Source organism: Thalassovita sp. (assembly GCF_963691685.1).
Taxonomy (GTDB): Bacteria; Pseudomonadota; Alphaproteobacteria; order Rhodobacterales; family Rhodobacteraceae; genus Thalassobius.
Genome location: NZ_OY829290.1, coordinates 409,469 through 430,054 on the forward strand (window position 1 = coordinate 409,469; position 20,586 = coordinate 430,054).

A 20,586-nucleotide genomic window follows, 5' to 3' on the forward strand; every position below is an offset into this window, starting at 1 on the left:
ATGGATTTTGGTGATTCTTATGCTCGCGGCCTGTGATATGGCCGGGCGTGATTTTCGGGGCCTGCCGGCAACGCGGGTTGACCTTGGCGGGATGCAGTTTGCGGTGCGCACCAATGGCACCACGGCGGAGGCTATCCGCCTCAACCGGATGCTTAGGCCCCGAATGGCTCAGGTCGGCACCCTGGCCGGGTTGGCGATTGAACAGGTGTCTGGTTGTCGGGTTCGTCAGATCTCGGGCGATGTGGCGGTTGTCACCGCGCGGCTTCACTGCGCGCAAGGGGCAGTGCCAACAGGCGGTAGCAGTGCATCCAAATGTATGTTGCAGGGTTTGGATGCCCTGGATGGCTTCGCGGCGGAGGTCCTAACCTGCGATCTCGATCCAGGTTAGGGACGATATGACGAATGGCCCTGGATGAGGCGGCAGATGTGCCACCTAACCAAGGCCAAAAGCGGAGGGTGCTGAACACCACTGAGGAGCTAGGCCCGCAGCGCCTCGATCAAGGCACGGGCCGAGTTTGATCGCGGTGTCCACAGCCCGCGGTCCATGGCTTCCTGCAAACGTTCAGCAATCTCGCGTAGGGCTGGCGCGTTATGCTCGGCAATGAAATCGCGGGTGTCCTGATCTTCCAGAAACGCGGAATGTACCAAATCAAAATGGTGATTTCTGACCGCTCCGGTGGTCGCTGCAAAGGCAAAGAGGTAATCGACCGTCGCGGCAATCTCAAAGGCGCCTTTATAGCCGTGGCGTTTGACCCCATCGATCCACTTCGGGTTCACCACGCGTGACCGCAGCACCCGGCCGATTTCCTCGTCCAGCGTGCGGATCACCGGACGTTCAGGGCGGGAATGGTCATTGTGATAGATGGGCCGGTCCTGCCCCTGCAGGGTTTTCACCGCGGCCGCGGCACCGCCTTCGAACTGGTAGTAGTCATCACTGTCCAGCAGGTCATGTTCGCGGTTGTCCTGGTTCTGCACAATCGCTTCGGCCTGTGACAGGCGTTGTTCCAGCCCGTCGCGGTCCTTTTGCCCTTCGCCGCCGGCCCCATAGGAATAGCTGCCCCATTCCAGATAAGCCTCTGCGAAATCGGCGGTGTCATTCCAGATCCGCTCATCAATCAGGGCCTGCAGACCCGCCCCATAGGCCCCGGGTTTGGAGCCGAAAACGCGGGCCTGACCTTCGCCGGACCGGGCGCGGGCGGCGGCGGGGTTTTGATCCTCTGGCTCCTCAAGGGCCTGAACCGCGCGGGCAGCGCTGTCCACCAAAGCGATCAGCTGTGGGAAGGCATCGCGGAAAAAGCCAGAAATACGCAGGGTGACGTCAACCCGGGGCCGGTCAAGCACCGAGGCTGGCAAAATCTCAAACCCGGTGACACGCCGGTTGGCATTGTCCCATTTGGGTTTGACCCCCATCAGGGCCAGCGCTTGGGCAATGTCATCGCCACCGGTGCGCATATTCGCAGTGCCCCAGGCAGTGACCAGCAGGCTGCGCGGCCAGTCGCCGTGATCCTGCAGGTGCTTTTCAATCAACAGGTTGGCGGATTTCCACCCCAGCGCCCAGGCCGTTGGGGTCGGCACCGCACGGCTGTCGACCGAATAAAAATTCCGCCCTGTCGGCAGGGTATCCAACCGTCCGCGGGTCGGCGCGCCAGAGGGGCCGGGGGGCAGGAACCGGCCGTCCAGAACCTGCAGGAAGCCATCGGTTTCGGCGGGGCCACAGCTGTCCAGCGTGGGACGGATCGTGGTGCGCAGGTGCGTCAGCACCTCGGCTGACGAGGGACCGGGGGCAGCGCCTTCGGTGTCGAGGAGGACGATTGCCAGCAGTTCCAGACGTTCCACCGTGTCGCCATGACTGCGCCAATTGGCAGTGTCGAGATCTGCCAGCACTCCAGGACGCGGGCCCTGCCAGGGGGCGGCCATGTCACAGTCCAGCGGATCAAAGCCAAGCTCCAGATCCTCGGCCAATGCCCGGATCAGCGAGTTGTCCGCGCCTTTGCCCTGACCGCGGGGCACGCGGGCCAGCGCGATGGTCAGATCGCGGGCTTGATCGCCATCGGGCGACGTGCCGAAAATGTGCAGCCCATCGCGGATCTGGGCCTCTTTCAGATCACACAGGTAAGCGTCCAGTTTGGCCAGATCGCTGTCTTCATCCTCACCTTTTAGCCCAGCATCTTCGCCGATTCCGGTGGCCGAGGTAAGCGAGAGGATTTCACGCCGCAGGTGTTCAATGCGGCGGGGATCCACGCCGGCGGCCTCATAGTATTCATCGACCAGCGCCTCCAGATCCTTCATCGGTCCATAGCTTTCGGCGCGGGTCAGCGGTGGTGTCAGGTGGTCGATGATGACGGCCTGCGCGCGGCGTTTGGCTTGGGTGCCCTCGCCGGGGTCATTGACGATGAACGGATATAGATGCGGCGTGGGGCCAAAGACCACCTCAGGCCAGCAGGTCGAGGAGAGCGCCAGTGCCTTGCCGGGCAGCCACTCCATATTGCCGTGTTTGCCCATATGGGCGATCGCATCGGCGCCAAACTCATGGCGCAGCTGGAAATAGAAGGCCAGATAGTTGTGTGGCGGCACCAGATCCGGCGAATGATAGGTGTCGGTCGGGTCGATGTTATAGCCGCGGGCGGGCTGCACCGTGATCACCGCATTGCCGAACGGGAAGATCGACAGGGCAAAGCCGTTGCCATCGCAGAACGGATCCTCCTCGGGCTGGCCCCAGCGGCTCTCGATCTGTTCGCGCACCTCCCAGGGCAGGGCATCATAATGCTGCCGGTAGCTGGCGAGCGTCATGGGCGTGCCGCCGTCGCGCGCGGCGCGATCGGTCAGCCAGTTGGTGGGCCCGGCCATGATCTGCTGCATCAGCGCGTCACTGTCGGCGGGCGCGTTTTCAACGCTGTAGCCTGCCCCGGCCAGCGCCTGCAGCATGTTCACAGCGGCGGCGGGTGTGTCGAGGCCGACACCATTGGCCAGCCGCCCGTCCTTGTTGGGGTAGTTTGCCAGCACCATGGCAACCCGGCGATCAGCCGGGGCCTTGTGGCGCAGCTTGGCCCAATTGGCGGCAAGGCGGGCGGTGAAATCGATCCGGTCGCCCTGGGCGCGGTAGGTGGCGATGGGGCATTCGGTGGCCTCATCAAAATAGGCTTCATCCTTGAAGCTGATGGCGCGTGACAGGATGCGGCCGTCGACCTCAGGCAGGGCGACGTTCATTGCAATGTCGCGGGCAGACAGACCGGTGAGGCCCTCAGCCCAGGCCTGTTCGGTGCTGCCCGCCAGAACGATCTGAAACACCGGTGCTTCGGCGGCGGCGGGCATGGTCAGCGGGTTGTCCGGCGCCTGGTCGCCCGCATGGGGGCTGCCAACGGCAAAGGCGGTGGTATTGAGGATCACCGAGGGCGCCGCCGCGGTGAAAAGGGTTTCCAGCGTCGCGACCGATACTGGATCTTTCAGGGAGGCCACAAAAATCGGCAGCGGGTTCAGCCCCTGGCGCAATAGCGATTTCACCAAACGGTTGATCGGGTTCAGGCCAGCGCCCTGCACCAAGGCGCGGTAAAAGATCACCGGCACCACAGGCTGGCCGTCGCGCCATGCGCCCTGTGCGGCGGCAATGTCGGCGACACCGGCGCCGGGCCAGTAGACCCCGGCGCGTAGAAGGGGGGCAGCGGCCTGTGGGGCCTCACCCTGATGATCCGCCAGCATCCAGTTGCAATAGCTGAGGAAGTTCAGCGCGTTGTCCGGCCCGCCCTCAACCAGATAGGCCCAGAGTGCATCATAGTCTTCCGACGACACGGTCGAAAGGCCGCGCAACTCGGCGTCGGGTTTGTCGTCCCCGGGCAGGGCCACAAAGGGCACACCGGCCTCCGCCAGACGGGCGGCAAATTGTTCGAACCCGTATTTCCAGTAGCCCGCCCCGCCCAGAATGCGTGCCACCACCAGCCGTGATTTCGTGGCGCAATTGTCCAGATGCAGATCCACAGACATCGGATGCTGCAGATGGGTCAGGTTGGACAGGCGCAGGCTAGGCGCATCGCTGAGATCGGCGCGGGCCTGGCTGAGGGCCGCCAGTTCCGTGTCGGCCGCAGAGATGAAGATCACATCAGCCGGGCTTTGGCCCAGATCCACGGGTTCCTGCCCGTCATCAATCGATCCCGGAGTGGCGGCGAGAAGATGCATCTAGCGGACCTTTGCTTGAGCTTTGTGGTAGATTGCGGCAAGAGCCGTCAAAACCAGTGGAAGGGTGATCAGATGGATTACAGCAGAATGGGCGGGGTGAAGCCCACCTACGGCAAAAACAAACCGCGCAATGAAAACAACCGCCGCAACAACGACAAGGGCACCGATAAGGCGGCCTTGCTGGAGCGCATGAAGAAAGCGGCCGCCGAAGGTAAAGCGCCGGAAAAAGAGCACAAGGGCTGAGCCGGTCAAAGTGCTTTGCCCATGAACAGGCTGGCGGGGTGATCGGGATAGTCCCCGAAAGGGCCGATGACCGCGTAGCCGAGGCGTTTGTAAAGCGCGACCGCGGCTTCCAGCTTGTCGCCGGTTTCCAGATTGACCGCCTGATGGCCCAATGCGGCTGCGCGGGCTTCCAGTTCGGCCATCAGCAGGCGCGCCAGGCGTTTGCCGCGCGCCTGAGGCGTCACGAAGAGGCGTTTCACCTCGCTGTAGCTGCCGCAATCAACCAGCGCCACGCAACCAAGGGCGGCGCCTTCTTCCCGCGCGACGAGGAAGGTGATGCTGTCATCCACCAGCTCCTCGGGATCGAGGGTGAAGCATTCCTCTGCCGAGTAGACCGCGCGCAGGGCCGCGTCTGAGCCAGCCAACAGGGTGCGGCCATCCTCGGTCAGGGGCGATTCCTGCGCGATGGTGATCATGCTTGCAGTGCCTTCTCAATTGCTGCGCGGTCCAGGCCGGACTCCCCAATCACCACCAAGCGGGTTTTGCGTGGGTTGCTGCCGAAGGGCTGGTCAAAATAGGTGTCGATGCGCGGGCCAACCGCCTGCAGGGTCAGGCGCATCGGCTTGCCGGTCACTGCAGCGAAGCCTTTCAGGCGCAGGATGCCGTGATCGCGAATGACGCTGACCACCTGATCGGCAAAGGCTTTGGGATCGGTGATTTCGGCGCGTTCCACAACGAAGCTTTCGAAATCGTCATGGTCGTGATCGTGGTGATGATGGTGATGATCGTCGCCAACCTCGTGATCGTGATCATGGTGGTGATGGTGGCTTTCGTGACGCGCGGCCATATCAGCCTCGGCGCCCACACCCTGACCCAGCAGCACATCCACCGGCAGAACCCCCATGGAGGCTTTGACCACCTGCACGCCGTCGCGGCTTTCGTCTTTCAGGCGGGTGGTCAGCTGGGTGGCTTCCTCTGCGCTGAGGAGGTCGGTTTTGTTCACCACAATCATATCGGCGCAGGTGACCTGATCTTCGAACAGTTCCGACAGCGGGGTTTCGTGATCCAGGTTTTCGTCCAGCTTACGCTGCGCGTCCACGGCGGCGATGTTGTGGGCGAACTGGCCATCCTGCACGGCGCGGCCATCCACAACGGTGACCACACCGTCCACGGTCACGCGGGTGGAAATTTCGGGCCAGTTGAAGGCGCGGACCAAGGGCTGCGGCAGCGCCAGACCGGAGGTTTCGATCACGATGTGATCGGGTTTCTGATCCCGATCCAACAGCTTTTCCAGCGTCGGGATGAAGTCTTCGGCCACGGTGCAGCAGATGCAGCCGTTCGAAAGCTCCATGATGTCATCTTCGGTGCAGGTCTCATCACCGCAGCCTTTCAGGATGTCACCATCCACACCAAGATCGCCGAATTCATTGATGATCAGCGCGATGCGCTTGCCATTGGCATTGGCCAGCATATTGCGGATCAGGGTGGTTTTACCGGCACCGAGGAAACCGGTCACAACGGTTGCAGGGATCTTGGCGGGCATGTGGGCTCTCCGTTTCGGGCGTGTCTGCGCGGGGCAGCGGCGTTGGGTTCTGTCTACTGCGCTCCGCGGCCGAGGGCCAGTGAGGCGGAGCGCAGTTGATGTGTGTGTTTCTGCGTCAGTTCTGCGCGGCGGGGACGGTGATCACCGCCTCAACCATCTTGCCGCTGTGCATCAGCTGCTCATGGCTGTTGGCGTTCAGGGTCACCTTGACCTCAGCGCCCGGTGTCAGGTTCGACAGCAGGAACCAGTCACTGTAGAGCCGGGTCAGCTTGACCCCATCGATATGGATATGGGCGTGGCCTGTGCCGGGCACATGCGGACCATTCACCGCCTCAGGGGTCAGGGCAAAGTTTTGATAGCGCACTTGCAGGTTATAGCTGTTGCCCCCGTCATGGTGCAGCTCCAGCGACAGGTCTGGCATACCAGTGGCCTCACTCGTGACATCCAGCATGGCGCTGTGATCGTGACCGGTCATGGCACCTGCAGTCGTGTCATGGGGCATGTCATGGGCCAGATGGCCGGTGCCTGCGCCGTGCGCGGCGGGGTCATTATGGTCGTGGCCTTCCAGCTGCGCGTTGCTGCTGACCGCCAGCAGGAAGCCAAATCCAGTGCCAAAAAACAGGGCGATGATCGCAAGGTAGAGGCTCTTCATCTCTACGGGTCCTTTCGGCTAAAGGCCGGGAACAATGCCCCCGGCCCAGCGTCTGTGTATTGGATTAACCTTCAGCCTCGGCGCGGCTCCAGAAGAAGCCGGCGAAACAGCCAAGGATCGCCCAGGAGGCCAGGCCAACGCCAAGGGCGCGACCGGCAAATTCCCCGCCCAGTTCCGGCGGCACGGGGCCGGCGAAATGTTCAGGCTGCGGTGCGCCGATCAAATGAGGTGCCAGCAGCAGCACGGCGGCAACACCCCATGCGGCCCAGCCCGAACCGAAGCCGATCAGCGCCATCGCGATCGCGGCGGAAATCACCGTGCCGAACCACCAGATCTGACGGTCCACAACATCGGCCGCTGCAACACCGGGCAGTTCCGGCGGCAGGCTGACAGCGGGGGCGAAATGGAAGGCGATATAGCCTGCAATGCCCCAGATGATACCGTTGCGCGCGGTCACGGCATGGCCGCGGTCGCTGGCCAGCGCCATGGCGCCCACCAGCATGAAGGCATAGCCGGTGTAGATCAGTGCGGTGAACAGAACGCTCAGCCCGTCGCGCATCGCGTCAAAGCCCGGCAGCTCCTGTTCAACAGCGTTCAGTGTTCCCCCGAAATGCACCAGATCGCCGCCCTCGTAGAGTTCGGCGTGCAAGAGCACAGGTTGCACGAATACCAGTTGCAGCACGGCGGCAATCAGCCCTGCTGCAAACCCAGCGAACAACGCGCTGGTCCCGATTTTAGCAAACATGATGTCTGGTCAGCTCAGTGGCAGGGGAAGCCAGTGGCGTGGCGCACGTCATGTGCGGCATCATGCAGGGTGTCTGCCTGTACGTGGCCGGCAACGGTGACGATGCCCATGCCAATCACAGCGGCAAAAATGAAACCAACCAGCGCCGAGGTGTTGGACTTTGCGGCGGTCTTCGTCGCAGTCATAGTGGTCATTTGTTCTGTCTCCTCTTCCGTCATCCCCGACGGATTGGGTTATCGTTATCGCATGGCAGGTCTCCTGGCTGGCGGGTCGATGCACCTGCGGCCTTCCCGAGCGGTGGCTCAGTGGCACTTGCAGGCACTCTCCGCTGACAGTCGCGGGGGCGGCTGCGGCTGTGGGCCCCGGATTGGGTCACCCATTCCACATTCCCTCTTCGTCCCGAACGCTTTGCGCTCTGAGATGGGAACCATACTAAGCCCTTTAATCGCGCGGAATGCTGCAATGCGTCAAGCGCGTTTTGCGCGCATTGGCGGGCCAAAAACGACCAGAAGCCCCCTTAATCTAGGGTCAATATCGGCGAAGAATCGCAATATTTTGTGGATAACTGCTGGGATAACCCGAAATAAGGGGCGTTTGCGTTGACTCAACGGCGCTGCGGCTCTCAGGATCGGGGGACTTTGGAATCACAACTGGAATCATTAGGGGACGCCACAGCACGTGCTGTTTTCCAAACTCAGACTGACCGGCTTTAAAAGCTTTGTCGATCCGACCGATCTGCTGATCAAGGACGGGTTGACCGGAGTCGTGGGTCCAAATGGCTGTGGCAAGTCGAACCTTCTTGAGGCGCTGCGCTGGGTGATGGGGGAAAACCGCCCCAAGGCAATGCGCGGCGGCGGCATGGAGGATGTGATCTTTGCCGGTGCCTCCTCCCGTCCGGCGCGCAATTTCGCTGAGGTCAGTCTGGTCATCGACAACTCACAGCGGCTGGCACCTGCTGGCTTCAACGAAGAGGACCAGCTGGAAATCGTCCGCCGGATCACCCGTGACGTCGGCTCTGCCTATAAGGTCAACACCAAGGATGTGCGCGCCCGTGACGTACAGATGCTGTTTGCCGATGCCTCCACCGGGGCGCATTCGCCAGCGCTGGTGCGGCAGGGGCAGATCTCGGAATTGATTAACTCCAAGCCCAAAGCACGGCGGCGTATTCTGGAAGAGGCGGCCGGGATCTCGGGTCTTTATCAGCGCCGTCATGAGGCTGAGTTGAAACTGAAAGGGGCTGAGCAGAACCTCGCCCGGGTGGATGATGTGGTGGATCAGCTGGCCAGCCAGCTGGCGACATTGGATCGTCAGGCCCGTCAGGCGGCGCGCTATCGCACCATCGGGGAAGAGCTGCGAAAAGCGGAGGGGCTGCTGCTCTACCGGCGGTGGCGCGAAGCGGATGAGGCCCGGCTTGCTGCCGAGGAAGAATTGCGCAGCCGTGTCACCGCAACCGCACAGGCCGAGGCCGAGGCGCGCAAAATCGCCAAAATGCGGGCCGAGTTGGATGCCGGCCTGCCGCCCCTGCGCGAAGAAGAGGCGATTGCCGCGGCGATCCTGCAGCGGCTGGCGGTTCAGCGCGACACGCTGAAAGATCAGGAAGCGCAGGCGCTGCAGTCGATCGAAACCCTGAAAAATCGCATTCTGCAGATGGGTAAGGATATCGAGCGCGAAGCGGGTCTGAACCGCGATGCAGGCGAAACGATTGAGCGGCTGGAGTGGGAAGCGCGTGAGCTGCAGAAGGCCAGCGAAGGCCATGAAGATAAGCTGGAAATTGCGTCAGAGATGGCGCATGAGGCGGCACTGGTTCTGCAGGATCGCGAAACCGAGATGTCGCAGCAGACCGAAGATGTGGCCCGCCTGTCGGCCCGTCACCAATCGGCGCAGCGGATGCTGGATGATGTGCGCAAAACACTGGCCCGGTCCGAGGCTGAGGCGCTGAAAGCGCGCGATGCGGTTGCTACGGCGCAGCAGGCCTCGGAACAGGCGCAGGCGAATTTCGAAGCGGCCGAGGAAGAGGCAGAGCTGGCGCAGGCGACGGCAGAAAACGCCGAAGAAACACTGATGGAGGCGGAGGCCGCGCGGGCTGAGACGCAATCGCGCGAGGCTGATGTGCGCGCAGAGAGGTCCGAGGCCGAGGGTGAGTTGAACGCGCTGCGGGCTGAGGTCACGGCGCTGGCCAAGCTATTGGAACGTGACACCGCTGAGGGTGGTCAGATCCTTGACCGTCTGCAGGTGGAAATGGGCTTTGAAAAGGCGCTGGGTGCGGCGCTGGCTGATGATCTGCGCGCGCCCCAGGTTGAGGGCGATGGCCCTTCGGGTTGGACCGAACTGCCCGATTATGATGAGGCTCAGGCGCTGCCGCCCGGCGTGCCGCCCCTGTCAAACCATGTGTCTGTGCCCGATGTTCTGGCCCGCCGGATGGCACAGATCGGCCTGATCGATCCCGAAGATGCGCCGCGCCTGCAGCCGCTGTTGCAGCCCGGTCAGCGTCTGGTCTCCCTCGAAGGGGATCTGTGGCGCTGGGACGGGTATCGCGCCTGGGCCGAGGATGCGCCCTCGGCCGCGGCGCTGCGTTTGCAGCAGCTGAACCGTCTGGAAGAGCTGAAACAGCAGTCAGAGCATGCCAATACCCGCGCCGAAGCGGCCCGTGCGGCACATGAGGCGCTGACCCAGCGCCTGGCCGATCTGACCCGCGCCGATCAGGCCGCCCGTCAGGCGCGACGGGATGCGGACCGTCTGGTCAATGAGGCCAGCCGCCGTCTGTCGCGCGCCGAAGCGGATATGACGTTGGCCGGATCAAAACTGGAAAGCCTCGGCATGGCAGTTGAACGTCATGAGGATGAGGCGATGGAATCCCGCGCCCGTGTTGTCGAAGCGGAGGAGGCCCTGGGTGAGCTTGATGACCTCAGCGAAGCCCGCGCCGCGGTTGAGGATCTGAAGCTGACGGTTGAGGCCGCGCGGATGACCATGATGACCAAACGCTCGGCCCATGATGAGGTGCGCCGCGAAGGCGAGGCGCGCCTGCGTCGCAGCCAGGAGGTCACCAAGGAAATCTCGGGCTGGAAACACCGGTTGGAGACCGCATCCAAACGCAGCTCGGAACTGGCAGACCGCAAAGAGGAATCCGAGGAAGAACTGGCCGAAGCCATGGCGCTGCCCGAAGAGATCGCGGAAAAGCGCGAAGATCTGGGGGAGGCGATCGAAACCGCTGAGGCGCGCCGCAAGGAGGCCGCCGATGTTCTGGCCGAGGCCGAAGCGGCGCTGCGTCTGGCGGAACAGGGCGAACGGGATGCGGAACGCGCCGCCTCCGATGCGCGCGAAGCCCGCGCCGGGTCCGAAGCCCGTGCCGAAGCCGCCCGTGAAACCGTGGCACTGACCGTTGAGCGCATTAATGAGGTGATGCAGGTCACGCCGCAGAAACTGCTGGAAACACTGGACACCAACCCCGAAGACATGGCCGATGCCGAAGCGCTGGAACAGGATGTGAACCGCCTGAAACGCCAGCGCGATGCCCTGGGGGCGGTGAACCTGCGTGCCGAAGAAGATGCCAAAGAGGTCCGTGAGGAACACGGCTCGTTGGTTGATGAAAAGGCCGATCTGGAGGAGGCGATCAAGGCGCTGCGCTCGGGCATTGCCAACCTCAACAAAGAGGGGCGCGAACGTCTGCTGACGGCCTTTGAGCAGGTGAACTCCAACTTCTCATTGCTGTTCACCCATCTTTTTGGTGGCGGTGAGGCCAATCTGGAACTGATCGAGAGTGAGGATCCGCTGGACGCCGGGCTGGAGATCATGTGCCAGCCCCCGGGCAAGAAACTCTCGACCCTGTCGCTACTGTCGGGTGGCGAACAGACCCTGACCGCCATGGCGCTGATCTTTGCGGTGTTCCTGGCGAACCCGGCGCCGATCTGTGTGCTGGATGAGGTCGATGCGCCGCTGGATGATGCCAACGTGACCCGGTTCTGCGACCTGCTGGACGAAATGTGCCGTCGGACCGATACCCGCTTCCTGATCATCACCCACCATGCAGTGACCATGGCGCGGATGGACCGCCTGTTTGGCGTCACCATGCAGGAACAGGGCGTCAGCCAGCTGGTCAGCGTTGACCTGAAAAAGGCCGAAGCGCTGGTGGCGTGATCCGGCTGATCGCTTGTGCCGATCTTCACTGAAGCTTTATCGCATTGTGACCACCTTTGTGCTGCAATGCGTGTCACTGTGCGGTGATCCAATCAGTGAGGCATAGCATGTGGCACAAAATGACCAGCGTGGTTTTGGCGATCGGCCTGGCCCTGCCTGCCTTCGCGCAGGACTGGCAGGATCGGGCGGGCGATCAACTGTTTGACCCTGCGGACTTAAGCGAACGGTTGATGGGCAAAACGCTGGAATTTTATGACGGCGGGCAGTCTCACTATCGCGAAGATGGCACCTATATGTGGTCCTATGCGGGCGGTGGCGATTGGCATGGCAAATGGCGGGTCACTGCGGGCAGTGTGGTCTGTGTGGATTTCATCACCGAGGTGACGCGCTGTGACCGGGTCGTGGAAAATGGCGGCCGGCTGGTGGTGCTGACCGCCGAAGGGCAGCGGTTTCCGGTGCGGGATTAACCCGGCGCTGACATGAAAAGACCGGCGCGCGGCCGGTCTTTCCAGTCGTCCTTCGGGGTGAGCCCTTTACAGTGCGTTCAGCAACTTTGCCGTGGGCCATGCATCGGCGGGCAGACCCAGCCGTTTCTGCTCAGCCTGCGTTGCCGCGCGGGTGCCCGCGCCTAGAATGCCGTCGATCTTGCCCACGTCGTGACCCCGCGCGGCCAGCTTCTTCTGCAGCTGTTTCATCTGCGGGCCGCTCAACCCCTGTTCCGGTGCGCCACCGTCAAACACCGGGCCACCCATCAGGCGGGTGCCAAAGTAGGCTGCGGTCAGAACATAGGTAAAGCTCTGATTCCATTCGAAATAAACGTCAAAGTTCGGATAGGCGATAAAGGCCGGCCCTTTGCGGCCCTGGGGCAGGATCAGCTTGCCGTTGAGGCCCTTCGCCTGCCAGGCGCCTGAACGGGGTTGCACGCCCATCGCCTGCCATTTGCTGATTGGCAGCGCCTTTGCGGTGCCCGACAGGGACCAGTCCATTTCGGCAGGCACAGTGACCTCTTGCAACCACGGCTCACCGGCGCGCCAGCCCAGATGGCTGAGCATTTTGCCACCCGACAGCAGCGCATCAGGGGCGGAGGTTTTCAGCGAGACTTTGCCATCACCATCGCCATCCACACCGTTTTCGATGATGTCGGCGGGTAGCATCTGTACCATGCCAATCTCACCGGCCCAGGCGCCGGTGGTGCGGTTCGGATCAAATTCGCCACGGGCATATAGTTCCAGGGCGGCAAAGACCTGCGGGCGGAACAATTCTGGGCGGCGGCAGTCATGTGACAGGGTCACCAGCGCGTTCAGCGTGTTGAAATCGCCCTGGTAGCCGCCGTAGTCGGTCTCAAACGCCCAGAACGCCAGAAGCACCCCGCGCGAGACGCCGTATTCCCGTTCAATCCGGTCAAAAATCGCGCTGTATTGCTGGGCCTTCTTCTTGCCGGTGTTGATCCGGTTCTGGGAAATCAGGTGGCGCGAAAACTCGGTGAAGTTCTTCTGAAACACGCCCTGACGGCGGTCGGCGGCCAGAACCTTCTGGTCCTGCGCGACATTTGCAAAGAAGCGTTTGGTCAACCCGGCGTCATAGCCCATCGATTGGGCTTCCTGACGCAGGCCTTTGACGAAGCCGTTAAATCCGCCGCCACATTCGGCGGCGTAGCTGGCTGTGGCAAGGGTCGCGGTGAGGGCGAAAGTGGTGAGTGCTTTGGTGATCAGGGGGCGTTTCATAAATGCCTCAAAATTGAAATGGGTGCGGCGACGGTAGCACCATCGTCCGTCAATCGCTAGCCAGTCGCCAGCGTGCGGCGTGGTCAGAACAGGGTCAGCAGGAGTGCCAGCCCCAGCACCACGCCCCAGACCCGCCAAAGCGCTGTGCAGGCGGCATCGATGTGATCTGGATTGGCGTTATGGCTGCCGTCGACATTCACGTAAGGAAAATCGCGCATTTCCCCGTCATAGGATCGCGGACCGGACAGGGCGACGTTGAGCGCACGGGCCATCGCGGCCTCGGGCCAGCCAGCATTGGGGGACCGGTGCTGGCGGGCATCCCGCACCAGCAGCGGCCAGCCGTGAAACACCTGATGGGTTGCAGCGATCAAAACGGCGGTCAGCCGGGCCGGGATTAGGTTCAGGAGGTCGTCAAACCGCGCCGCGGCCCAGCCGAAATCGCGGTGCCGTTCGGTGCGGTAGCCGATCATGCTGTCGGCAGTGTTGGTGATCTTGTAAAGCAGCAGCCCCGGCAGGCCCAAAAGCGCAAACCAGAAAATCGGCGCAATCACCCCGTCGCTGAAGTTCTCGGCCGCACTTTCGATGGCGGCGCGGCTGATCGCGGGGCCATCCATCGCGGAGGTATCGCGGCCAACAATGCGGGCGACCATCATGCGGCCGTCGCCTTCGGAAAGGCGCAGGGCGTTGCCCACGTCACGCACGTGATCAACCAGACTGCGCTGGGCCAGCAGGGCGGCCAGCACAAGGATTTCCACCAGTGGACCAAAGGCGGCCAGCAGTTTTCCCAGGATCAGCGCGCCGATGGCCAGTGCCAGCATGGTCAGGATGCCATTGCGGCGCCGGTCGCTCTTTGCGTTTTCACCTTGGTTGAACCTGTCGTCGGCCCAGCCGATCAGCCGCCCCATCAGGACGGCGGGATGGGGCACGCGGTTGTAGATCGCCTTGGGTTCGCCCACAGCGGCGTCCAGCAGCATGGCAAGGATGAGGGTCATAGCAGGGTCTCCAGCCGGTGCCATTGGTCTGGGCCGGGCAGGCCAAGGCGGATGAAATGACGCGAATAAGGGAAGGTGCGGGTCCAGATCCGTGCCTCGGCAAAGCGGGTCTGCCACTGGGCGGCATCCTCGACCTCATAGAGGCGGAAGAGCGGCGTGCCACCGTGTAGCTTTGCACCCGCGCCGGTCATCAACTGATCCAGCCGCGTGCTGTCTGCGGTCAGACGGGCGCGGGTTTCCACGGCCCATTTCTGATCGGTGAGCGCCTGCTGTCCAATGCGCAGCGCTGGCCCGGCAACCGGCCAGGGGCCCAGCATCTGTTCCAGACGCGCGATCAGGGCGGGATCACCGATGGCAAAGCCCAATCGTACGCCGGCAAGCCCCCAGAACTTGCCAAAGCTTTTCAGGATCACCGTGCCGGGTTGGGTGGCAAGTTTGATCAGGGAGCGATCCGGCGCGATATCGCAGAAGCTTTCGTCGATGATATGCAGGGCGGGGCCGGTGGGTTCCGCGTCGTAGAACTGACCGGTCGGGTTGTTCGGGTGCACGATCACGCGGGCCTCTGCCTGAGTGTCGGACAGCTGCCAGCCTGCGGCCTCAAAGGCGGCGGCGTGTTCGTTATAGGTGGGGCGCGGGATGTCCACGCGGCCCTTGGGCGCCAGCGCGGGGATGCGGGCAATCAGGGCGGAGGCCCCGGGCGCGGCCAGCACAGTGGCGCCTTCTGGCACCTGCCAGAAATCACAGGCGGCGGCGATCAGCGCCTGTTGCGCGCCTTTGTCGGGCAGGGCGGTCCAGACGTCCATGTCGAAGGTGCCAACCGGATAGGGCACCGGATTGATGCCGGTCGACAGGTCCAGCCAATCGGCGCGGGTGCCACCGTATCGGGCTGCGGCGGCGTCAACGCCACCGCCATGGTCCCGGGCCTCCTGGATCATTCTGCGGCCTCAGCTTCGACCTCAGGTTTCGGCAGCGGCGGGTGGCGGGTCACGAAGTGCCCTTTGACGCCTTGCGGCCACTGGCGGAACGGCACCTGGCCGCTGGCGCTTTCGGCATGCAGCGCGGCGTATTCCACAATGGCCTCCGCCGCCTCAACACCCGGTTCAAACCGGCCCAGCGTATAATTCAGCTTGTCTGTGCCCTGGATGGCAATGTTGCAGCCGTGGCTGCAGCCCATCAGGCAGGACACCCGCCGGGTCTGCACGTCCGCGCAATCAGCAGCTGCCGCCTCAACCAATTCGGCCAAGACCTCACCATCTTTCTGCTCGCGGCCCGAGGCCTCCCAATCGTCTAGCTTGCAGGTGTCACAGACCGTGATCCAGGTTGTCATGCGCGCGCTCCTTCTTTCAGGCAGAGAAAGCGGAAAACGCGCAGCGACACAAGTGGGCAATCAGCTGAGGTGTTCACGACCATGTGGTTCCAGATAGTCCAGAACCGGGTTGATCGGCACAATCCGGTGCGGATTGATGCTGTCATGGCTGTAGTGATAATGGCGCACGATGTGGTCCATATTCACCGTCTCAGCCACGCCGGGCACTTGATAAAGCTCACGCGTATAGGCCCAGAGATTGGGGTAATCAACGATCCGCTGGCGATTGCATTTGAAATGGAGGTGATAGACCGGATCGAACCGGATCAGCGTGGTGAACAGGCGCCAGTCAGCCTCGGTCAAGTGATCGCCCATCAGGTAGCGGTTCTGGCTCAGCCGGTCTTCCAGCCAGTGGAGCGTGTCAAACAGCGGGTAAACCGCCGCCTCATAGGCGGATTGCGTGGTGGCAAAGCCGGATTTGTAGACGCCATTGTTCAGCGTGTCATAGATCCGCGCGTTGACCTCTTCGATCGCGTCCCGTTCACCCTCGGGCCAGTAGTCATCGGTGTTGCCGGTGATCCCGTTGAAGGCGGAATTGAACATACGGATGATTTCGGAGCTTTCGTTGGAAACGATCGTCTCCCGCTCCTTGTCCCAGAGGATCGGCACGGTGACCCGGCCCGACATGTTCGGCATCGCCTTCAGGTAAATGTCGCGGGCAAAGGGCATACCGTAGAGCGTGTCGCCCGTCGCGCCCTCATAATCGGTGCCAAAATGCCAGCCGTCGGACAACATGTCGGGATGCACGGCGGACACGGTGATATGGTCGCTCAAGCCCTTGAGGGCGCGGAAAATCAGGGTGCGGTGAGCCCAGGGGCAGGCGTAAGAGACATAGAGGTGATAGCGACCGCTTTCGGCCTTGAAGCCCCCTTCGCCCGAAGGGCCAGCGCTGCCATCTGCGGTGATCCAATTGCGGAACGTGGCCTCGGTCCGTTTGAAGGCGCCGCCGCTGTCTTTGGTGTCATACCAGACATCATGCCATTTTCCGTCGACCAGCTTACCCATTTCATGCTCCTATGCGTTTCTGTGCAGAAGGTAGGGCGCAGCGCTGGGCGCGCACAGGCCTATGCGGGCGCAGGTTTTCTGCATTTCTGCACAGTGTTGCGATGGAAAGGGTATTCCTATGATTTCACGGCGCGCATTTGGCCTCTCCGCTTTGGCGGCAACCTTGTTTGGACCCGGCCTTGGACGGGCGAAGGCTGGACAGCGGGTGATCGTTGTCGGCGCAGGTGTGGCGGGGATCACCGCCGGGTATCTGCTGCGCCGTGCAGGGGCGTAGGTCACAATCCTTGAGGCCGCACCGCATTGGGGTGGGCGGATCAAACGGCTGCAGGGCTTTGCCGATTTTCCCATCGATCTGGGGGCCGAATGGATCCATGCCGATCATTCCGTCCTGAGCGAGATCGTGGATAACCCCGCCGCCAAGGTGGAAGAGGAAACGATCACCTACCGGCCCAAGACCTATGACACCTGGGATGGCGAAAGCCGTGGCAGTGCCAACTGGCTGCGGCTGGCCTATGCGGAACGCAAGTTCAAACGCACCACATGGTATGGCTTCTTTGAGCGTCACATGCTGCCGTCGGTCAGCGCATCCCTGCGCCTCAGCGAACCGGTAACCCGGATTGAACATTCAGACGCTGGCGTGACAGTCACTACCGCAAAAGCCCGCTATAGTGCGGACCATGTGATTGTGACCATCCCCCTGTCAGTGCTGCAGAAAGGGGGAATCAGTTTCGCCCCCGGCCTGCCCCGCCGGATCAAGGCGGCGCTGGGTGATACGGTGTTTGGCAGCGGGCTAAAGGCGTTCTTCAAATTCAAGGAACGCTTCTACGGCGACATCACTTTGCCGCAAGGCGTGTCCGGCTTCACCGCCGATACCTGGTCCGAGCGGATTTTCTACAACGCGGCCTTTGGCAAGGATAGCAGTGACCATGTGCTGGGCCTGTTCCAAAACAGCAATGTGCCCCTGGCCACCGCCCGGCAGTCCGATGCGCAGATCGAACGCGATCTGCTGGCGGAACTGGACCGGATCTATGACGGCGCCGCCAGCCAACTGGTTGAAAAGGTTCAGGTTCAGAACTGGGACCGCGTGCCCTACATCAATGGCACCTATGCCAACGATTATGACGAAGGCGACCAAGGTACTCTGGTCTATGCCTTCCGTCCGGTGGCGGGGCGCCTGTTCTTCGCTGGCGAAGCGCTGGGCGGTGAGGTGCGATCAACCGTACATGGCGCGGCCTTTTCCGCCTATGAGGCGGTGGACCAGTTGCTTCAAGCCTAGGCTCAGGACCCATTAATCTTCCTGCACCGGTTTGGCAGATTTTCGAACTGACAAGGAACATGGCCGCAGGAATAGTGATCTATTTCAAGGCTATATGACGCCGCTCAGTTCGAAAAACCGCCAAATCGAAGACGCCAAAATCGCTGCATCTCAACGGCGTGAGGCGCTTGAAAAGAGAACCACTCTTTCCGGCGCGCCTCAAACCATTGAGATTTTGCGATTTTGGCGCCGGTGCGGAACATTAATGGGTCCTGAGCCTAAGGTCGGCTTTGTTGCCACACATGCCGCGAACCGCATTGCGGCACTGCGGCACGCTGCCTATAGTGCGCCTCAGACGAAGCCCCAATGACGGGGCCGGAGAGGTGTGTTTGTGCGATCGACCCAAACAGGGGATCAGGGGCAAACGTCGTCAGGTGCCCGTACCCGGGCATTCTCTCTGAGAGAAGAGTTGAACTGGGGAGAGGCATGAAAGCTATCTATTCTGTTGTTGCATCCGGCAGCGTCCTGTTGGCCGCGCCCGCACAGGCGCATATCGGCCATCTGGGCGAACTTGCCGGTCACGATCACTGGATCGCGCTGGGCGCTTTGGGCGCCGCAGGGGCGATTGCGCTGATTGCCGGTCTGAAGGGCAAGAAAAAAGACCCCGAGGCCGAAACCGAATCTGAAACCGATGAAGAGCCTAGCGAAGAAGAGCTGCAGGAAGCTTAAGCCATGAGCAAAATTGGAGTGATGATCTGCGGTCACGGCTCGCGTAGCCAGGCCGCAGTTGACGAATTTTCTGTCCTTGCCGAAAAACTGCCCCCCCTGCTGCCGCAGGACTGGATGGTGGAATACGGCTATCTGGAGTTTGCCAATCCGGTGATCCGCGACGGGCTGGACCGTCTGCGCGAAGCGGGCTGCGAAAAGATCCTGGCGGTGCCGGGGATGCTGTTTGCGGCGATGCATTCCAAAAATGACATCCCAACGGTGCTGAACACCTATGCCACCAAACACGGCATCGATGTGTCTTACGGCCGCGAACTGGGTGTCGACCCCAAGATGGTCGCCGCTGCAGGGGCCCGTATTCAGGACGCCGTGGATCAGGCCAACGCTGAACTGGGTGAGGTTGCCCTGCATGACACCTGTCTGGTGGTCATCGGCCGCGGTGCCTCGGACCCGGATGCCAACGCCAATGTCTCCAAGATCGCCCGCCTGCTGCAGGAGGGCATGGGCTTTGGCTGGCTGGAGGTCGGCTACTCCGGTGTGACCTTCCCGTTGGTGGAACCCTGCCTGCGCCATGTGACCAAGCTGGGCTACAAACGTGTCATCGTTTTCCCCTACTTCCTGTTCACCGGCATCCTGATCGACCGGATCTATGGCTTCACTGATAAGGTGGCCGCCGATCACCCTGAGATCGATTTTGTCAAAGCGGGTTATCTCAACGACCACGAACATGTTCTGGCCACTTTTGCCGAGCGTATCACCGAACAGGTGGGCGCGGTGCCGCCGCCGAACTGTGGCACCTGCCTGTTCCGCACCCAGGAACTGGCGCTGGAAGAGGGCAAAATCGTCATCTCCGCCGAGGACCGCGCCAAGGCTGCCGAAGGCACGGCGCATCCGGCGCTGGCCTCCGTGCCGCCGCCCACCTGCGTGATGTGCAAATACCGCGTGCAGGTGCTGGGCTTTGAGGATGAGGTCGGCTCGGTCCAGGAAAGCCACCACCACCACGTCGAAGGTCAGGGCGCCTCGGCGCCGGGGTCAAACGTGGCGGATTGTAAACTTTGCGATCTGTTCTGCACTGGGGAGTGTCGTCTCGATATGGGGCATCACCACCACGGGCATGATCACGGGCATGACCACCACCATCATCACGAACATGGTCGCAGCCACGATCACGAACATGGCCATCACCATCACCATCACCATCACCACGATCATGACCACGTGCATGCCGAATATCCGCATGCCAAACACCCGCTGGGGCCGGAAAGTGCACGCCGCAAGCGCTGAACGCCCTTTCAATGATCCTGAAAATACTCCCGCCGGAGGCATCCTGCGGTAGCCACATGCACAAAGGGGGACAGATGCGACCCTATGAAAAGAACCCCTCGGCGATCTACGCCGAAAGCTTCGCCACCGTCCGGCGTGAGGCGCGTCTGGACCGGTTTGATGCCGGCATGGAACGTATGGCGATCCGGCTGATCCACGCCTGTGGCATGGTTGAGGTTGCGGACCGGCTGGCGTTTTCTGAAAACGCCTATGCGGCGGGCCACGCGGCTTTACAGGCGGGCAAACCGATCCTGTGTGATTGCGAAATGGTCGGCGCGGGCATCATCCGGCGCTACCTGCCGGCCGAAAATGAGGTGATCGTCACCCTGAACGATGCCCGTACACCCGGCATCGCGGCAGGCATTGGCAACACCCGCTCTGCCGCCGCGGTAGAGCTTTGGGCCGATCATCTGGACGGGGCTGTCGTGGCCGTGGGCAACGCCCCCACCGCGCTGTTTCATCTGTTGGAGCTGATCGACCAAGGCGCGCCGAAACCGGCGGTGATCCTTGGCTTCCCGGTGGGTTTTGTCGGCGCGGCAGAGAGCAAGGCCGAATTGGCCGCCAACCCGCGCGGTTGTGACTTTGTCGCCCTGCGTGGCCGTCGCGGCGGCTCAGCCATTGCCTCAGCCGCAGTGAACGCGTTGGCAGCGGGGCTGCCAGAAGAACAAGCGGAGGCAACCCGATGAAAGATCGGCATGCCTTCGGCGAGAGTATTTGCAGAACATTGAA

At 62.2% G+C, this 20,586-nt stretch carries 20 protein-coding genes and 1 riboswitch; of the genes, 9 read left to right on the forward strand and 11 right to left on the reverse strand.

The window, feature by feature from the left end; translation table 11 throughout:
• Positions 1–10 precede the first annotated feature (10 nt).
• Positions 11–388, forward strand: a complete 378-nt coding sequence (locus tag ACORLH_RS01875; RefSeq protein ID WP_321830927.1) for a hypothetical protein — start codon at positions 11–13, stop codon at positions 386–388.
• Between the two features lie 89 nt (positions 389–477).
• Here ACORLH_RS01875 and cobN read toward each other — a convergent pair whose 3' ends face one another.
• On the reverse strand, positions 478–4,170 hold the full coding sequence (gene cobN / locus ACORLH_RS01880) for a cobaltochelatase subunit CobN (RefSeq protein WP_321830928.1): 3,693 nt from the start codon (positions 4,168–4,170) through the stop codon (positions 478–480).
• Positions 4,171–4,242: 72 nt separating this feature from the next.
• Here cobN and ACORLH_RS01885 point away from each other — a divergent pair, with 72 nt between their 5' ends.
• A complete protein-coding gene (locus tag ACORLH_RS01885) occupies positions 4,243–4,413 on the forward strand; it encodes a hypothetical protein (RefSeq protein ID WP_165590050.1) in 171 nt (56 codons plus the stop codon).
• A gap of 5 nt (positions 4,414–4,418) precedes the next feature.
• Here ACORLH_RS01885 and ACORLH_RS01890 read toward each other — a convergent pair whose 3' ends face one another.
• The 5 genes from ACORLH_RS01890 to ACORLH_RS01910 form a co-directional block, all read right to left on the reverse strand.
• On the reverse strand, positions 4,419–4,868 hold the full coding sequence (locus ACORLH_RS01890; RefSeq protein ID WP_321830929.1) for a GNAT family N-acetyltransferase: 450 nt from the start codon (positions 4,866–4,868) through the stop codon (positions 4,419–4,421).
• Positions 4,865–5,935 (reverse strand): cobalamin biosynthesis protein CobW, encoded by a 1,071-nt coding sequence (gene cobW / locus ACORLH_RS01895; protein WP_321830930.1) that lies wholly within the window; start codon positions 5,933–5,935, stop codon positions 4,865–4,867. Before cobW ends, ACORLH_RS01890 begins: the two co-directional genes overlap by 4 nt.
• 115 nt (positions 5,936–6,050) lie before the next feature.
• The gene (locus ACORLH_RS01900; RefSeq protein ID WP_321830931.1) at positions 6,051–6,587 is read right to left on the reverse strand and encodes a hypothetical protein; all 537 of its coding nucleotides are present in this window, start codon (positions 6,585–6,587) and stop codon (positions 6,051–6,053) included.
• Between the two features lie 64 nt (positions 6,588–6,651).
• On the reverse strand, positions 6,652–7,332 hold the full coding sequence (locus tag ACORLH_RS01905) for a CbtA family protein (RefSeq protein WP_321830932.1): 681 nt from the start codon (positions 7,330–7,332) through the stop codon (positions 6,652–6,654).
• 14 nt (positions 7,333–7,346) lie between these two features.
• Complete coding sequence (locus tag ACORLH_RS01910) at positions 7,347–7,526, reverse strand: CbtB domain-containing protein (RefSeq protein ID WP_058245240.1); 180 nt, start codon at positions 7,524–7,526, stop codon at positions 7,347–7,349.
• 36 nt (positions 7,527–7,562) lie between these two features.
• A riboswitch (cobalamin riboswitch) is annotated at positions 7,563–7,779 on the reverse strand.
• Between the two features lie 231 nt (positions 7,780–8,010).
• Between ACORLH_RS01910 and ACORLH_RS01915 the strand changes: the two genes are divergently transcribed.
• Both ACORLH_RS01915 and ACORLH_RS01920 read left to right on the forward strand, forming a co-directional pair.
• Positions 8,011–11,466, forward strand: a complete 3,456-nt coding sequence (locus ACORLH_RS01915) for a chromosome segregation SMC family protein (RefSeq protein ID WP_321830933.1) — start codon at positions 8,011–8,013, stop codon at positions 11,464–11,466.
• A gap of 107 nt (positions 11,467–11,573) precedes the next feature.
• Positions 11,574–11,933 (forward strand): hypothetical protein, encoded by a 360-nt coding sequence (locus ACORLH_RS01920; RefSeq protein ID WP_321830934.1) that lies wholly within the window; start codon positions 11,574–11,576, stop codon positions 11,931–11,933.
• A 66-nt stretch (positions 11,934–11,999) separates the two neighbouring features.
• Here ACORLH_RS01920 and ACORLH_RS01925 read toward each other — a convergent pair whose 3' ends face one another.
• From ACORLH_RS01925 to ACORLH_RS01945, 5 genes are all read right to left on the reverse strand, one after another.
• Positions 12,000–13,190, reverse strand: coding sequence for a lytic murein transglycosylase (locus ACORLH_RS01925; protein ID WP_321830935.1), 1,191 nt, complete (start codon positions 13,188–13,190; stop codon positions 12,000–12,002).
• 83 nt (positions 13,191–13,273) lie between these two features.
• The gene (cbiB, locus tag ACORLH_RS01930) at positions 13,274–14,182 is read right to left on the reverse strand and encodes an adenosylcobinamide-phosphate synthase CbiB (protein WP_321830936.1); all 909 of its coding nucleotides are present in this window, start codon (positions 14,180–14,182) and stop codon (positions 13,274–13,276) included.
• A complete protein-coding gene (gene cobD, locus ACORLH_RS01935) occupies positions 14,179–15,117 on the reverse strand; it encodes a threonine-phosphate decarboxylase CobD (RefSeq protein WP_321830937.1) in 939 nt (312 codons plus the stop codon). Before cobD ends, cbiB begins: the two co-directional genes overlap by 4 nt.
• The gene (locus ACORLH_RS01940) at positions 15,114–15,509 is read right to left on the reverse strand and encodes a DUF1636 domain-containing protein (protein WP_321830938.1); all 396 of its coding nucleotides are present in this window, start codon (positions 15,507–15,509) and stop codon (positions 15,114–15,116) included. The genes cobD and ACORLH_RS01940 overlap by 4 nt, the downstream gene beginning before the upstream one ends.
• A gap of 60 nt (positions 15,510–15,569) precedes the next feature.
• A complete protein-coding gene (locus ACORLH_RS01945) occupies positions 15,570–16,553 on the reverse strand; it encodes a glutathione S-transferase family protein (RefSeq protein ID WP_321830939.1) in 984 nt (327 codons plus the stop codon).
• A gap of 118 nt (positions 16,554–16,671) precedes the next feature.
• Between ACORLH_RS01945 and ACORLH_RS01950 the strand changes: the two genes are divergently transcribed.
• The 5 genes from ACORLH_RS01950 to ACORLH_RS01970 all read left to right on the forward strand — a co-directional run bounded on the left by ACORLH_RS01950 (position 16,672) and on the right by ACORLH_RS01970 (position 20,543).
• Positions 16,672–16,827, forward strand: coding sequence for a hypothetical protein (locus ACORLH_RS01950; RefSeq protein ID WP_321830940.1), 156 nt, complete (start codon positions 16,672–16,674; stop codon positions 16,825–16,827).
• A gap of 6 nt (positions 16,828–16,833) precedes the next feature.
• A complete protein-coding gene (locus ACORLH_RS01955; protein ID WP_321832756.1) occupies positions 16,834–17,829 on the forward strand; it encodes a flavin monoamine oxidase family protein in 996 nt (331 codons plus the stop codon).
• 465 nt (positions 17,830–18,294) lie between these two features.
• The gene (locus ACORLH_RS01960; protein ID WP_321830941.1) at positions 18,295–18,537 is read left to right on the forward strand and encodes a DUF6732 family protein; all 243 of its coding nucleotides are present in this window, start codon (positions 18,295–18,297) and stop codon (positions 18,535–18,537) included.
• 3 nt (positions 18,538–18,540) lie between these two features.
• A complete protein-coding gene (locus tag ACORLH_RS01965; protein ID WP_321830942.1) occupies positions 18,541–19,818 on the forward strand; it encodes a sirohydrochlorin chelatase in 1,278 nt (425 codons plus the stop codon).
• 74 nt (positions 19,819–19,892) lie between these two features.
• Complete coding sequence (locus ACORLH_RS01970; RefSeq protein ID WP_321830943.1) at positions 19,893–20,543, forward strand: precorrin-8X methylmutase; 651 nt, start codon at positions 19,893–19,895, stop codon at positions 20,541–20,543.
• Positions 20,544–20,586 lie beyond the last annotated feature (43 nt).